Origin of the sequence: Bacillus cereus group sp. N11, assembly GCF_016483605.1 — a bacterium.
In the GTDB taxonomy this organism is placed as follows: domain Bacteria; phylum Bacillota; class Bacilli; order Bacillales; family Bacillaceae_G; genus Bacillus_A; species Bacillus_A toyonensis.
Genome location: NZ_JAEHBN010000009.1, coordinates 139458 through 154362 on the forward strand (window position 1 = coordinate 139458; position 14905 = coordinate 154362).

Below are 14905 nucleotides of genomic sequence, written 5' to 3' on the forward strand. Positions count from 1 at the left end.
CCAGGAAATCGAAATTAATTACATTCGTTCAACAAAAGGATTTTAACAGAAAAAATTGAAAAAGAAAGGATTATTTATATGAAGAAAAGGAATCATTATATATTTCAAAAACCGATGAAAGTACTTGCGACATCTGCTATTTTGACAACTACATTATTTACACCTATTATAACAAACAATTTAAATGTACACGCTGAAACAGTTAATCAACCAACTACAAATCAATATGAACTAAGGGAGTTTGACCTACCAGCTACAGGAAGCTATCAGGATGAAGCAACAAGAGAGAGAAGAAGTGAACAAAAAACCTATATACCAACTGGAATTTATATACAACCGAATGAAGAAGTTACAGTTGAAGTATCAGGAACGAATAAGATTAGAGCAATTATCGGAACACATGGCTATGATAAAGAATGGGGAAAAGAATTTAAACTTTCACCTGGTACGAATAAGATTTCATCTCCAAATGGTGGATTATTAGGACTTGATAATAATCAAACAACAGGAACAGTTAAGGTGAAAGTTACACAAGGCGGGAGCCATGTCCCGTTCTTTGAATTAGGAAAGCATACGAAAGCAGACTGGATTGCGATGATGGACAAGTATCCAAATGCACATGCTGTTCAATTAAAATCAAAGAAAGCAGTGCTTACGGTTACTCAAGATAGTGCTAGGAAGCATATAGTGAATCAAGATCCTATCCCGTTATTAGAAACATATGATGGAATGATTCGAGCGCAAGATAAAATATCTGGATTATCTGAAACAGATCCTAATCCTTTACATCGTTCAACTGAACGTATTTGGGCCTTTATAGAAAATCCTAACAGACCAACATGGGGCATGTATGCAAGTTTAGATGGAGCTGCATTTACTACTGCTGGTAACGCAATTGAAAGTGCTTTAAATGTAAATAAATTTGGATGGGGACAAATGCACGAAGCGGGACATGCAAGACAACAATACCCATGGACGTGGAATGATTTAAGAGGGATGGGTGAAGTAACTGTTAATCTATATTCTTTAGCTGCACAAAAGCGATTATTCCCGAATCAACCGACGCGTTTAGAAAAATCGGGTGATTACGATAAAGCCTTTGTATACTTAAAGCAAACAGATAAAGACTATAAAAATATAAATGACTTGTTTGTGAAACTTGTTATGCTTTGGCAACTTCATCTCGCATATGGTGAGGATTTTTATCCGAATCTTCACAAACTATATCGAGAGTTACCAAAGGATCAACTTCCAAAAACGGATGAAGAGAAAATTCAAGCATTTATTTACAATACATCCAAAGTAGCGAAACAAAATGTACTCCCGTTTTTTGATCAATGGGGACTGAAAGCATCGCAAGAAACGCGACAAAAAATAGAAGCTTTGAACTATCCGATATTAACCGCACCTATTTGGGAAGCCACAGATTCTAAACCTGTAATTGTAGAAGAAATTCCAGATATGGAACCGAATTTTACAGTACCTGTTGGAACGACAGTTAATATAGGTAATTCATTCGACCCAATGTTAGGAGTGTCTGCTACTGATAAGGAAGACGGAGACCTTACTAATAAAATAACAGTTGACGGTAAAGTAGATATCTCTAAAGCAGGCACTTACGAGTTAACTTACACAGTTAAAGACTCTAAAAGTCATAAAGTAAACGCAAAACAAACGGTTACGGTTAAAGAGAAAGAAGAAATAAAAGATGAGGCGCCATTACTAAAAGTACCCTCAGAAGCTACAATTTCGGAAGGGGATAAATTCGATCCAATGAGAGATGTAAGTGCTACTGATAAAGAAGATGGTGACCTTACATCAGAAGTAAAATATGAAGGTGAAGTAGATACAAATACATCTGGCACTTGCACGATTAAATACACAGTTAGAGATTCTGCAGGTCATTTGGCAACTCAAATACAAACTGTAACAGTTAAAGAAAAAGAAAAACCTATTGAGATTCAAGAGCCTGAGTTAACTGTACCTACTGAAGGGAATATGAATGTAGAAGACAAATTCGCACCAATGACTGGGGTTAAAGCTATTGAGAAAGAAGATGGTAATATTACTGATAAAGTAAGATATTTTGGTGAAATAGATATATTTAAAACTGGTACTTCCGAGGTAAAATTCTTTGGTCGTGACTCCGGTAGTAATGAGGTAACTACAATACAAAAAGTGGTAGTGAAAGATAAAGAAAACGGTATTAATAATATCTCTAACAACAGTAATTCTGATGAAAAAGAAGATACGTATAAAGAGCTTCCAAAAGCAGGTACAAGTACAAATAACAGTGCAGCAATAGGCATATTGATGGTTATTGCAGGTATGATAATTACTTTTGGTTGCAAATTTAAAAAGGTACTAAAATAGTTGTACCTCAGTGCATTAAATAAAAGTAAGACTGAATCAAGAGTTCAAATTGAAACAATGGAGAGATTGACACTCCCACGTCTAAAGAAGGACTAAAGTCCTGCGTGGGCTTTCTCGTATCGTAAATTCTGTAATTTTTTTGTTACCTTCAAATGAATCAGCTATATGTTAAAATGTTTATATTCCTCCTAATCAATTCATGTGATTAGGTGAGCCCTAAGGAGCCCCTATCTCCTAAGGGCTCTTTCATAATCTATTATTCTATCTTATTTACCTACTCTTTGAACTACTCACCACTTAACGTCCTTACGGACTGTTTGAAGTGGGAGATTCCTGCGAACACCGATGTATCCACCGGTTATCTTAGCAGGCTCTACCCGTAGTCCCAACGGTGGGAACATAAGTATCTTGTACGTTGACTCACCACACTCCCTACTTTAGCTTGGTTTTCGCAACTTCGGCAAGCGTGGGGCGATAGAACGTTGAAGATTTTACGGTTGCAACGTTTTTCTGCAACCAACCTCATATCTTCAGTTTTCGAAGAGCAATCTGTACAAGTAAATGATAGCAAATATGTTGGTCTATGCCAACCGACATTCATCTCCCACCTAAAATTGGTGTTTCACACCTTCACATTTTTGAGGAAGGAGTTTTCTGTCGGAAAACGATAAAGCAAATTAATCTCCCTTGCATACCCACAAATTATCCTCCTCAATATCAGATGCCTTGAAATCTCTCTTCAGGATATTAGGTACTTCCCAGAGTATTAAGCCATTATTAGCACTGTTTATAGTTATGTATTTTTTACATAATTAAAATTGATTAACTATCTATTTTTTAGTATTTATTCTTACAAAGATTCAAGTATACATTAGTTCTTCGCCAAGGTTCCCTAAATAAAAATATATCCATAGGGAAGCATGTAGAACCTTGCTATAACGATAATAAGAAAATACAGCCAATATATGTTACCTATATGTCTGCATTGCAATTGTAGGATTAGCAAAAACAAAATAATAATTTGGAAATGCTGCATAAATTGTATGAACAAATATTAATCTCCTATCTATTGTTGAAGAGAACTAAAAAAAGAAGTTGTCCCTAAAAAGTCGTTTTTTAACGAATTTTTGAGACAACTTCTTTTCTTACATATTGTAAGTTAAATTTGAGAGTAAAATAAAATTAAGCATGTTATTATTTTGTAGAAATTCCTACATACGATGAAATATCAACATTTAATGCTTCTGCTAAGCGAATACCATATTCGCGATCTGCACGGAAGAAGTTACAAATAGCTAGTAGTTTCGTACGCTCATTTACGTCTTTCAAGTCATTAGTTAAGTTTGCAATTAAGTTGTCTTGCTCTTCTTTAGAGAATGAACGATAACGCTCACCGGCTTGTTTGAAGTCGTTCGGTTTCTCATTTTTTTCACGAGATACATAGCCTCCTACTCTCATAGTTGAATCGCGGTATGTTGGGTCTTCAACTGGATTTTCAGTATGGCGGCTCGGTTCATAGTTTATTGTAGATGGGTTTTGATTTACTTGCATCGCACCATCACGTTGTTGATTACGAACAGTTGCGTATGGGCAGTTTACAGGGATTTGTAAATAATTTGCACCAAGTCGGTAACGCTGTGTATCTGGGTAAGAGAATAAACGACCTTGTAATAGTTTATCTTCAGATGGTTCAATACCAGGTATAGTTGCACTTGGTGTAAAGGCCACTTGCTCTACTTCCGCAAAAAAGTTTTGTGGGTTACGATTTAGTGTCATTGTGCCTACTTCAATGAGTGGGAAACAATCTTCTGGCCATACTTTTGTTGGATCTAATGGGTCGAAATCCAAAGAATCCATTTGATCTAATTGCATCACTTGTACGTATAGATCCCATTTTGGATGATTTCCTTTTTCAATCGCATCGAATAAATCGCGAGTTGCATGATTGAAATCTTTACCTTGTACTTGTTCCACTTCTTTTGCACTTAAATTTCGTACACCTTGCTGTGGTTTCCAATGATATTTAATGTAAACAATTTTACCTTTTGCATTAATCCATTTAAATGAATGGACGCCGAAACCTTCCATTTCACGATAGTTTGCTGGTGTACCATAATCAGAAAATACCCATGTCATCATATGAGTAGATTCTGGTGTTAACGTCATAAAATCCCAATAACGATCTGGCGTTTGAATATTTGTATCAGGTGCTGGCTTTAAAGAATGCACCATGTCAGGGAATTTAATTGCATCACGAATGAAGAAAACTGGTAAATGGTTACCTACGATATCGTAGTTTCCTTCTTCTGTATAAAATTTAACAGCGAACCCACGCGGATCACGTGCTGTCTCCGGAGAGCCTTGGCCATGAATAACTGTTGAGAAACGAACGAATACAGGCGTTTCAGTTCCTTCATTTTGTAAAAATGCTGCCTTCGTATATTGCTTCATACTGTTTTTAGTTACAAATACACCGTGAGCACCTGCACCACGTGCATGTACAACACGCTCTGGAATACGTTCACGATCAAAATGAGCAAGCTTTTCTACTAAATGATAGTCTTCTAATAATACCGACCCACGGCGACCAGCTGTACGAGAATTTTGGTTATCTCCAACTGGAGCACCTTGGTTTGTTGTTAAGCGATTATTTGGATTCATGAAGTGGAACCTCCTATTTATAAACAATAATAATTTTTTTATAATAATTATTATTGTTTAATATATATTTAGTTTTATTGTTTGTCAATAATTAAAAATCGTTTTTATTTCATTTTTTGAGATAGGGTCCGCGAATCAATCTATAAATATATCTTGTATATTTACCATAGCCAACCTAACATACTCTGCAATAAATCCATGACTCTGTTTTATCACCTGAAATTATCCAACCGATTAGTAATCTTCTAAACTAGAGCATACTAATCACACATCTTTTCTGCAGTTTCATTCCCCTTATATTTATATAAATTAATCCGTATGAGTACTCATCCATCATTTTGGAATTTTTTCAAAACCTCTACAGTGGTAACTATATGCTCAACTAAGTAATTATTACATATTATGTAGTATGTCTATTAAGTTGTAATTATTATAAATTGATAATTGATAAAAGTAAATAATTTGTCGATAAATGTCATAAAAAAACCAATATCAATTCTTTTTTTATAATTTTTATAAAAAAAGAATTGATATTGCATGGAGATTATATTAATATCATTCGAGGATATTATGTACTATTTGGGGCTACCGCCAGCATTTTGGAACAACCAAGCTTCTTAAATGAAAAGATCTCTACCGTACGATATTCGCCTTTAGGCTAGGAAGATATTAATTTCTTAGGAGAATATAAGTTTGGGAAATTACACCCAATAACTTTACATTGCTTATGTCTTTTGAATATTAAAGAGCCGATTTGCTCATAACGAGGTAAATTGGGCTCTTTTCTTCTCTGAATTTTCTTAGCTTGGTTTTTTTCTGAAATTAACGTTAATTATGAGGAGAGAATGCCGATGCTTAGAAAATGCAGAAATATAGGGAGCTTATTATTAATTCTTACTTTGCTAATTATAGCTTGTGTATTACAGGCCTTGGGAGAGGAGAATGGGGAATGACGGATGCAATTATAGAAATTTTTATGAAATTCATTGTGATTTATTGTATAGGCTGTTTTGGTGGTAGTTTGTTATGGAAAATGAAAACAGATTGAAAGATAAGGAGATTCACTATGAGCCTTCCCACCCAAAAAAGGATGTTGCAGCGAGTTAAAAAAGAGGCAACGTCATACTGTAATGTTGATCCGTTGGCTTTTGCAATAGGGATTAGAAATGGATTTTTAATGGTAATGCCATTTTGGTTAGTTGTATTGTATTTAGTTATATGAAAATACCATAACTACGAAAGGGTGAAAGAAATGATTGCTTCGAATGGAATTGTAGATATCCATTCCAAAAAGCATGCCCAAGAATTCACAATGGGAATGACAAAACAAATGCTTCATGAAACCGTTGGATTCAAGTGGGGGAGAACTACATAATCATTTTTAAGTGGAACCATCTTTGATATTAAAGCTAAGTATAAAGAACAAGCTCATTTATCCGAACTTAAGGTGTTTGTTGTACAAAGTGAGAAGAAGGACAGCTTTTTAGCATATATCACTAGCCATTTGAGATTATCCTTCCTCTCATTCATGCTTTTTAAATCATGTTAGCTTGAAGAATCAATGCGTGCTCTTTGTTCCTATCCTTTCTGGATCGTATATGAGGGCAATAGAGGGGGGAAATAACAAAATGAGTTTAATCACTCCACATTATTTGCTTGTAGGTGGATGTTCGAAAGACAAAGTGTTACAGGCACATAAAAAAGCAAAAGAAATATTTAATCTGAATAATGAAATGAATAAATTGATAAGTCCGTTGAAAAGCGACTCCTTTTTTATACTTTACGACGGCAGCCATCACAGATGGAAAAATGAAGATGAATATATGAAGGCGAAAACGGCATATATTCAATACCTTGTAGAGTCTGATATTCAGTTTGTAGAAATGGCAACACAAGAATTGATTTCTTGAAAGCATGCAAAAGGTCCAAAAAAACTAGAACAGCACATCTATCATGTAGAAAGAAAAAAACGGTGCATCATTAATCAGCTAATCAATTGGGGAGTTTCAAGAGGCTCAACTTTATTTAGGTGAATCAGAAGAGAACTTGGATTATCTAGTCAAAGCGTTTTGAGGTGTATATAAAAACGTGGAAATTTAAGAGCAAACGATGAAAAATATTTCGTTTTCACGTAATAAATTATGGGTGCTAGAGTCGACAGGAGAATGAGATTAAGGACGAAAAAGTCCTATCACTTAATTAATATAAGGCGAATAAACTAGGGATACCACTCCATGTCCACCAACTTAAGAATCTTTACTAGCTCCACGTTAATCTTTCTAAAAGACTAAATAGAAAGGATGACAGTTTTTTTACTAGATTTTTAAGTTGATGGACATATATAGTGACTCCTAGGAGTTGATACATATAAAAAAGAGCTCATGTATATACAATTTTAAAAAAATAAACTACCAGAATCTTAGAACTTATATCAAACCAATAGCCGTTTATCAACAAGAATAAAGGAGCGGTGAGTATGACAACAATTTTAGTATTAGAAGATGATATAACCATCCGTAGTTTTATTACATTGAATATGAAGCGTGCTGGTTTCAATGTTTTAGAAACTGATACAGGTGAAAAAGCTCTTGAGCTTCTAGAACAGAATAATGTTGATATTGTAATACTTGATGTTATGTTACCAGGAATAGATGGATTTCGGGTATGCAAAAGCATACGAAAAAACAATGAAGATATTGGTATTATTATATTAACGGCACTTGTTCAAGAGAAAGATCAGATACACGGTTTGACAATTGGGGCAGATGATTATATTAAAAAGCCATTTAGTATAAATGAATTAGTAGCACGTGTACAATCATTGCTAAGAAGAATTCAAAAAAATAAAAAGGATTTGGAATTGATTCATTCGGGGCCATTTCAATTAAATCTTCTGCTAGGAGAATTATATAGGAATGAGGTAGTAATTGATTTAACTCCAACAGAGCATATTATTTTACGATATTTAATGGAAAATTCCATGAAACCAATTTCACGTAATGAACTCTTAAATAAAATATGGGGTATAAATTGTGTAGGTAATACAAAAGTCATCGATGTGAATATTAATCGTCTTCGTCAGAAAATCGAAACTAGTCCTTCTAATCCTGAGTTTCTCCTTACGGTACGAGGAAAAGGATATAGATGGAACGAAAACAAACATTGCAACTAATTTGGCAGAAAATCGATTCGCTTATACTTTTTTTTAATTACAAAAGTATTTACAAAACTTACAAAAACTATTTTTACTATTGAAAGCATTTTAATATTAGTGTTAAGAAAACAAGTTTTTTGTGGATAGCTTGTTTTCTTTCACCCTTACAGAACTGTCATCTTTATGTAAGGTTATTAGATAGTTAATTTAGCTTTTAAATTTAATAATAGGATTATAGCAATCAACAATAACTTTTTAAAAATTATAGGAGTGTGTTAATAATGATCGTAACAACAACTAATACTATTCAGGGTAAAGAAATTATTGAGTATATAGACATCGTAAACGGTGAAGCAATTATGGGTGCAAATATCGTACGCGACATCTTCGCTTCTGTTCGTGACGTTGTAGGTGGCCGTTCTGGTGCTTATGAAAGTAAATTAAAAGAAGCTCGTGACATTGCCATGGAAGAAATGAAACAACTTGCAACGCAAAAAGGAGCAAATGCAATTGTTGGTATCGATGTAGACTACGAAGTCGTTCGTGATGGAATGCTAATGGTTGCAGTAAGCGGTACAGCTGTACGTGTCTAAATAGAAAGCAAAATATAACCTAATTGGTGAACTGCAACTCTACTTGTTAGACATAAATAACAAGTAGAGTTGCAGTTTTTTATAGAAAAATACTCTTTGAAAAAAATTAGTTACATAGAGGTTTTGGCGAATAGCTAACAATGTATCAAATAAGTCGATACATTAGGTGTAGGGTTTACAAAATCGCTATTAACTATTGGAATTTCTGGCATATCCCAAAAAGGATTCTTGCGAAAGTACATGAAGGGAGTCAATTCCTACTACTAGAAACCACTGATTCGGTTAAGCAAAGCTACCTAGGTAAGAAACCATCAAAGATGATCTTGGAATTATGTCTTATATGAAAAAGCCAAATGCAACATTTTTAGATGAATTAAAGCAAGTAAAGATACAAGTAAAAAAGAGAATAAGAGTGTCTGGAGTATACCCGGTTATGTTGAAGAAATAATAAACTAATTAAATCAAAAAGATGATGCAGAATAAATTATTAATATTATAAACATATATCGACTCAAAAGGAGATGTTTAGTTTGTTAAATTATGAAAAAGACGCAGAAGTTTTTAAGGCATTAGCTCATCCAGTAAGAATTGAAATTTTGAAAGAATTAATTATAAGAGGGGCATGTAATGTAACACAAATTGTAGATATATTGGGTATCCCACAATCTACTGTTTCACAGCATTTAGCAAAGATGAAATCTCAAAAATTAATTAGAAATGATAGAAAAGGATTAGAGGTTTACTATAGTGCCCAAAACAAAACTATTAATTCCATTGTCAAAATACTATTAAATTAGAACTCTATTAATTGTAAGTGAAAATTAGTAATCTTTGCACCAAAATTTAAAAAAACATGCCCATCTATCAATACGATTACGTTACATAGGGAGTAACACCCATGCCCGTCAAGCTAAGAAAACAAGTTACCCCCAAAAATAAATTTTTTAACTTAATGACGATGGGATGGAATTCCATAATAGGATTATTTAATAGATTAATTGAGATAAAGATCAGGATAGTTCGAGAAATGCTTTATATATTTGTCTAAAACAACAGACATTATCAATAAAAAAATAATAATAAATAATAAAAATTTATTGAAAAACAATAAATACCGTGTTAATCTTTAAAAAAAGATAGACAAGGATGAAGAAGAATGAAAAAATTACTATTAGTTGGACTTTCTACAATAACTTTGATTATTATTGGTTTTGTCTCTTACATTACATTAACAACGAAAGATCCATTAAGTGAGAAAGAATTTCCAAAAACTCGAGAAAAAGCAAAGGAAACTGCTATTGAATATTTTCAAAAAGAAAAACAGTTAGATGTTGTGATAACTGAAGTTGGAGTAACGGGAGAAATGGGATATAAAGTTTGGATCGAAGGACATGAGCTGAATAATGAACAAAAAAAGATTCGTGCAATTATAGATGTTGCAAAAGAAGATAAATATAAAGTAATAAGTTCTAATATCGATTAAATGATTCATCATAGAAATCTACCTATAAAATGAAAAAAGCGCTATCCTGTTTGTAGAAATATACAGAAAGGATGGCGTTTTTGTATGAATTTATCGATTCAAGATGAGTTTCATTTGTTCGCTGAAAAACCACAGCGATATCTATCTCCACTTATTCTTCAAAAACTTGGCCAAGAGACAGGTTTTGTAAAACGTAAAAGTAAGTATGGTGCACGAGATTTGGCTGCTTTATGTATTTGGATTAGTCAACATGTAGCAAGCGATTCTCTTAATCGATTATGTAGCCAGCTTTATGCAAATACAGCTACACTTATGAGTCCAGAAGGACTTAATCAACGTTTTAACCGATGTGCTGTTTTATTTCTACAACGTGTATTTTCCCTTTTAGTCAAAAGTCAGCTAAACGATTCAGCTCAAATCCCAAACCAATACACTTCTTATTTTGAACGTATCCGTATTTTAGATGCTACTATTTTTCAAGTACCCAACCATTTAGCTCCTATTTATCCTGGTTCAGGAGGATGTGCACAAACAGCTGGTATTAAGATTCAACTAGAGTATGATTTACATAGTGGGAAATTCCTCAATTTTCAAATAGAACCAGGTAAAAATAATGATAAAACCTTCGGTACAGAATGTTTGGATACCTTACGACCAGGAGATTTATGTATTCGAGATTTATGTATTCGAGATTTAGGATACTTTTCTCTAAAAGATTTAGACCAGATAGATCAACGAGGGGTATTCTATGTTTCACGGTTGAAATTAAATAATAGAGTATATGTGAAAAATGAATCTCCAGAATTCTTTCAGGATGGGACAGTAAAAAAGCAATCTTTATATGCTTTACTTGACCTTGAACATATCATGCATCAGATAAAACCAGGAGATACTTATGAAATTCGAAATGCCTATGTTGGACAACAAAAATTACCCTCGCGAGTTGTAATATACAGACTCACATCAACTCAAGTTCATAAACGTAGGAAAAAGCAGACTTATGTTGAAAAGAAAAAGGGGTTATATACTCTGAAAAAAGTAAACGTTTAACAGAAATTAATGTTTATATTACCAACATCACATGGGAAATTGTTCCGATGGAACATGTTCACGAGATTTACTCTCTACGTTGGCAAATAGAGATTGTATTTAAAACATGGAAATCTCTTTTTGGTATTAATCATTGTCATAATATTAAGCGAGAGCGTCTAGAATGTCATCTTTATGGACAGTTAATCGCTATTTTTCTTTGTTCTTCTACTATGTTCAAAATGCGATAGCTGTTACTACAGAAAAAACAAAAAGAATTAAGTGAATATAAAGCAATTTATATGATTCAAGATCATCTGTACTTAGTATATGAAGCTATACAAAAAGACACCCAAGAAGTATCAAAAATTTTCCTTCGTCTGTTTGATCTCTTACAGAAAAACGGACGAAAATCCCATCGATATGAGAAAAAGACAGTCTTTGATATTTTAGGCGCTGTTTATTAGTGCACTGTATCCAATCTAAAGCAGAAAACTGCATAATCTTTAAAAATACACCTTATCAAGGTTTATTTGGAATGCTTATTTTTAAAAACAAATAAAAAAATATCAAGCATGTAGGCAACAAAAACGAAAGGTCATGGAATCCCCAACCTTAACTTGATGGGCATGGGCTCACCATACCATTTCGGGAAAATTGTACGTTTAGACATATTTTAGACAGAAATCAACCGATTCCCTGTACGTTAAGAAATCGGTTATTTATTTTATGGCTTTTTTATACAGTTTTTATCTCCCGCTGTTCAATAACTTAATTCTGTATATTTATCTGAACATACATAAGTTTACAAGGTTTTTGAACACAAAAAAGGAGAAATCCTATGTTTTTTGGTTCGATATTAACGTGTACAGAAATATACAATTTTTTGTACACAAGAGTCCCAAAAAAAGAGTTTGTTGGGACACGGCAAGAATTCGTTCTTTTTTGAGCTACTCATCATGAAGCTAAATAAAAAAGTACATTGTCACATTCCTGTCACAATGTATTTGTATCATAGAAATAAAAATAAGGAGGTTTATAAATATGAATAATAAAATGAAAAAGCTAGTTATTCCAATCTTGATGAGTTCAATATGTCTTACATTGCCATCCCTGAGTTATGCACAACAAAAGGATTTTACAACAAAGGGACAAAACGTAGTTTCTCAATACAAAAATTTCACTTTTGATGTGAATCCTGAAACTGGTGAAATTTTTGTGGAAAAAGATGGTGTAAGAGAAAGTGCGTCCTTACCACTACCGAAGAAAAAAATTACAAATCTAATAAAAAAAGATGATTGTATATCTTGGAATTATCCAGATGACCAAATAAATGTGAAGATTGAAAAGAAGGAATCCTATTTAAGTATTAAGTTAAAATCTACTAAGTCTGACGGAGCTAATAAATTTACATGGCCTAAAGTAAGTGCGGACAGCTATACGTTACCCTTATCGGAAGGGAAAAATATACCTAGCAATGACCCAAATTGGAAAGAATATTTAAAAGATCAAGACATGTCATTCATAGAAAATTTTTCTATGAGATTCTTTGCATTGAATAAATCTAAATATTCCATCATGTATATAGCTGACAATATGTATAATGATAATATTCATTTCACTGCTGATTCCGATATACAGTTTAGTTTTACACATCAATATCCTTCTATTAATAAGCATAAAGAATATGGATTCAGATTGTATCTAACTGATAAAAACCCTGTCTCGATGGCAAAAATTTATAAAAATTATATAAAAGAACAGGGAGAATTTAAGACACTAGAAGAAAAAGCAAAAACAAATCCGAACATCAAAAAATTATATGGTGCGCCTCATATTTATTTTTGGAACCACAGTGGGATTTCAGTAGAAAATATTAAGTGGGATACATTCACACAAAAAATGGATGAGATATTTACAAATTGGATTGCACAGTTGTTACAAGCAAATACGGAAGATGGCTCAAAAGATTTTGAAACTGTTATGCAAGATATAAAGAATCAAAAAGCTATCGATAAAAGCCAGCAAAAAGTAATAGTTAATGCGATAAATCAGGTATTAAAATTAGAACAACTTTATAATAAAGACATTTTCAGCAATCTAGATTCTGGAACAAATGAATTGTTGAAAAAAGGAATCCAAAACTTGAGTGAACAAGAACTATATACACTGAATAAAGGATTAATTAAGAGTAAGTTAACAGATGCAGTGGATGAAGTAAGCAGATGGGAACAGAAAGAAACAACTGATGTTTTAGTTGATATGAAGAAATCGAATGTTAAAAAAGCATGGGTAGGGTTACCTAATTGGGCTAATGGATTAATGAATCCTAAAATGGTAGAAGAAGCAAATAGAATGGGGTATTTAATCGGCCCTTATGATTCATACCACTCGATTCATGAAGTTGGAAGTAGGGATTGGAATACTGCTTCTTTTAAAGATAAAACTTTATATGAAAATGCAACAATATCTAATGAAAAAGGAGAAAAAATAGGAGGATTCTTAGGAAAAGGAAGAAAGTTAAATCCAACTTTATCCTTACCTAGTGTGAAAGAACGTGTAGATGATATTTTACAAAATAATATACCGTTTAATTCTTGGTTTGTCGATTGCGATGCTACAGGCGAAATTTATGATGATTATTCTCCAAATCATATTACTACTCAGGAACAAGATGTAAAAGCAAGATTGCAAAGAATGAAATATATTAGCGAAGAAAAGCATATGGTCGTCGGATCAGAAGGTGGGAATGACTTTGCTAGTAATATAATTGCCTTTGCGCATGGAATAGAAACACCCGGGATTTGGCCCGATTCTGATATGAGAGATAAAAAGAACCCATATTATGTAGGCGGATATAAATCCACTTCACCAGATGGTGCTATTCCAGAATCGAATGCTAAAACAATACCAATCAAACCTATTTATAAAAATATTTATAATAATCCTGTATATTCAATTCCGTTATATAAACTTGTATATAATGATTCAATTATTACGACTCACCAATGGTCATGGGGAAGTTTTAGAATTAAGGATGAGATCGGAAATAGAATGTTATCTGAAATGTTGTATAATGTACCACCTTTATATCATATTGATAAAAATGAATGGGAGAAAAGTAAATCCATCATTACCTCTTATTTGAAAGTATGGTCTCCATTTCATGAGAAAGCCGTAACAAAACCAATGACTAATTTTGAAGTATTGTCTGAAGATCGGCAAGTTCAAAGTACGACATTTGGAAAGAACATGAAAGTAATTGTGAATTTCTCCAACCAAGATTTCACATATAATAATGATAATATAAAAGCAAAAACAGCCATTGTATATGATGGAAAGAAAAAGAGTATATTAGAAGTTCCTAAGTACTAAGATACATGACTTAGTTGTTGCTGTGGAATAAAGTTTAACTGTTTGCAAAAAAAGTTGCACCGTCTTGCATCATTAGATAAAGCTGTCACGGTAAAACTCCTGAGTTTTGATCAAACTTCATTCCAAACCAACATAAAAAGGACTTCTGTGTTTTGAAGTCTCTTTTTATTTGTAATCAGGATTTTTGAAAGATTTGTGAATTTCATAGAAAACAAACGGGATATAAAGTAAAATGTT

10 protein-coding genes and 1 pseudogene are annotated in these 14905 nt (G+C 33.0%); 10 read left to right on the plus strand and 1 reads right to left on the minus strand.

Annotated features, from left to right (window positions below; genetic code table 11):
• Nucleotides 1-78 precede the first annotated feature (78 nt).
• Nucleotides 79-2373: a M60 family metallopeptidase gene (locus JDS98_RS16665; protein WP_199634095.1), complete on the plus strand. Its 2295-nt coding sequence runs from the start codon at nucleotides 79-81 to the stop codon at nucleotides 2371-2373.
• A 1194-nt stretch (nucleotides 2374-3567) separates the two neighbouring features.
• Here JDS98_RS16665 and JDS98_RS16670 read toward each other — a convergent pair.
• A complete protein-coding gene (locus JDS98_RS16670) occupies nucleotides 3568-5034 on the minus strand; it encodes a catalase (RefSeq protein WP_001069194.1) in 1467 nt (488 codons plus the stop codon).
• 1066 nt (nucleotides 5035-6100) lie between these two features.
• On the opposite strand from JDS98_RS16670, the gene JDS98_RS16675 reads away from it, so the two are divergent.
• The 9 genes and pseudogenes from JDS98_RS16675 (at nucleotide 6101) to JDS98_RS16710 (ending at nucleotide 14668) form a co-directional block, all read left to right on the plus strand.
• Nucleotides 6101-6256, plus strand: a complete 156-nt coding sequence (locus JDS98_RS16675) for a hypothetical protein (protein ID WP_199634096.1) — start codon at nucleotides 6101-6103, stop codon at nucleotides 6254-6256.
• 30 nt (nucleotides 6257-6286) lie between these two features.
• Nucleotides 6287-6409, plus strand: coding sequence for a hypothetical protein (locus JDS98_RS30485; RefSeq protein WP_274605743.1), 123 nt, complete (start codon nucleotides 6287-6289; stop codon nucleotides 6407-6409).
• A 253-nt stretch (nucleotides 6410-6662) separates the two neighbouring features.
• A complete protein-coding gene (locus JDS98_RS16680) occupies nucleotides 6663-6944 on the plus strand; it encodes a hypothetical protein (protein WP_016107134.1) in 282 nt (93 codons plus the stop codon).
• A 566-nt stretch (nucleotides 6945-7510) separates the two neighbouring features.
• Nucleotides 7511-8206: a response regulator transcription factor gene (locus JDS98_RS16685; protein WP_199634097.1), complete on the plus strand. Its 696-nt coding sequence runs from the start codon at nucleotides 7511-7513 to the stop codon at nucleotides 8204-8206.
• A 263-nt stretch (nucleotides 8207-8469) separates the two neighbouring features.
• Nucleotides 8470-8781, plus strand: coding sequence for a heavy metal-binding domain-containing protein (locus JDS98_RS16690; RefSeq protein ID WP_000637486.1), 312 nt, complete (start codon nucleotides 8470-8472; stop codon nucleotides 8779-8781).
• Between the two features lie 530 nt (nucleotides 8782-9311).
• Nucleotides 9312-9578: an ArsR/SmtB family transcription factor gene (locus JDS98_RS16695; RefSeq protein ID WP_274605744.1), complete on the plus strand. Its 267-nt coding sequence runs from the start codon at nucleotides 9312-9314 to the stop codon at nucleotides 9576-9578.
• A 359-nt stretch (nucleotides 9579-9937) separates the two neighbouring features.
• Complete coding sequence (locus JDS98_RS16700) at nucleotides 9938-10264, plus strand: hypothetical protein (RefSeq protein WP_048567251.1); 327 nt, start codon at nucleotides 9938-9940, stop codon at nucleotides 10262-10264.
• Between the two features lie 84 nt (nucleotides 10265-10348).
• Nucleotides 10349-11760, plus strand: a pseudogene (locus JDS98_RS16705) (IS4 family transposase).
• Between the two features lie 577 nt (nucleotides 11761-12337).
• Nucleotides 12338-14668 (plus strand): glycoside hydrolase, encoded by a 2331-nt coding sequence (locus JDS98_RS16710; RefSeq protein WP_199634099.1) that lies wholly within the window; start codon nucleotides 12338-12340, stop codon nucleotides 14666-14668.
• The last annotated feature ends 237 nt before the right edge of the window (nucleotides 14669-14905 follow it).